We start from the raw sequence: 241 nt of genomic DNA on the forward strand, positions 1-241 counted from the left end.
GGATGCCTAGGCGCTAGGAGCCGATGAAGGACGTGGCGAACAACGAAACTGCCTCGGGGAGCTGTAAGCAAGCTTTGATCCGGGGGTGTCCGAATGGGGAAACCCAGCTGGGGTAATTTCCAGTTACTCTTGTCTGAATACATAGGGCAAGTAGAGGCATACCAGGGGAACTGAAACATCTAAGTACCTTGAGGAAGAGAAAACAATAGTGATTCCGTCAGTAGCGGCGAGCGAACGCGGA

1 rRNA gene is annotated in these 241 nt (G+C 52.7%); it reads left to right on the forward strand.

Annotation, left to right across the window (positions count from 1 at the left end):
* Positions 1 to 241, forward strand: a 23S ribosomal RNA gene (locus M3636_RS29390); the annotation flags it as partial.

The organism is Paenibacillus sp. MER 99-2 (assembly GCF_023714095.1).
Classification (GTDB): domain Bacteria; phylum Bacillota; class Bacilli; order Paenibacillales; family Paenibacillaceae; genus Paenibacillus.